1 protein-coding gene and 1 pseudogene are annotated in these 1,072 nt (G+C 74.9%); both read right to left on the bottom strand.

The window, feature by feature from the left end; translation table 11 throughout:
- Nucleotides 1–343: pseudogene (locus tag GT042_RS05560) on the bottom strand (hypothetical protein); the annotation flags it as partial.
- Nucleotides 271–1,072 (bottom strand): hypothetical protein (locus tag GT042_RS05555; protein ID WP_161307578.1); only part of this gene is annotated, 802 nt, incomplete at its 5' end. The pseudogene GT042_RS05560 and the gene GT042_RS05555, both read right to left, overlap by 73 nt.

Raw genomic sequence — 1,072 nt, 5'->3', positions numbered from 1 at the left:
GGAGGGCGGAAGGTGGGGCCAGGGAGAAGACGGAGGGTGGGGCGGCCGAGGCGGACGCCGCAGGGGTGGTGGTGTCCGGGGCGGGGGGAAGCGGCGGCGGTACGGGGGTCGAGAAGAACTTGACGCGCGCCGCGACCTCCATCCGTACCCCCCTGCGGGAGTTCAGGAACTCCTCCCGCGCGTCCCCGAAGTACGCCCACGGAAGCTCCGTCGCGTGGGTGCCGATCCGCCGGAACTGCTCCAGCGCCTCCGCGTGCCGCCCGGCCAGGATCAGTGCCAGCGCGAGGTGGTTGCGTACGGTCGCCGCCTCCGGATCGCCGGGCGCGTGGGCGTCCGACAGCACCAGGGCCCGTTCCGTCGCGGCGTGGATCCGGGTACGGGCCGGGGCCCGGGAGGCGGGGTGACGGCGGGAGCGGTGCGGTTACGGGGCGCGCCGAGCGCGGTGTCGGCGGTCGCGGCGGTCGTCGTGGGGTCCGCCGCGACCTCGTACTCGACCGCCGCCAGCAGCGGCAGCGCGTGCAGCTGCGAGCCGGGCAGCGCCTCCGCCGCCGCCTGTTCCGCGAAGTCGAACATCTCCTCGTGCGAGCCGTGCCACTTCTCGCACAGGTACTGGAGCGCCGCGCGATGGCAGCCGTAGTGGTGCGGGGCGCGGGCCGTCGCCTCCGCCCAGTACGCGGCGAAGACCTCACGCGGCGCCTGACTGCCCGTCGCGTGCGTGAGGGCGATCTGCCACGGCACCGGATCGGCGGGGTTCAGCTCGGCCGCCGCACTGATCACCGGAACCGCGTCGTCCAGCAGCGCGAAGAACGCCTGGAACTGGTCCCTGGACACATCCTGGGCGCGCGACCCGGTCCGTATCTCCCAGGCCTGCGCCACACACAGCTCCGCCTTGACCAGCACCGCGTCCGGATCCTCCGGCGCCTCGGCCAGCCAGGCGTCCAGCCAGCCGTGGTGGTGCAGGGCGTTCCTGGCCAGCTGCGGTACGAAAATACCGCGCCGCTCCCACTGCGCGCCCCGCCGGGTCGCCGCCAGCAGATCCCGCGCGGGCCCGTGGTCGCCGCCCGCCGCCGCC

This window comes from Streptomyces sp. SID3212, assembly GCF_009865405.1.
In the GTDB taxonomy this organism is placed as follows: domain Bacteria; phylum Actinomycetota; class Actinomycetes; order Streptomycetales; family Streptomycetaceae; genus Streptomyces.
The sequence above is the reverse complement of the archived record's forward strand: the minus strand, read 5'-3'. Positions and strand labels throughout refer to the sequence as shown.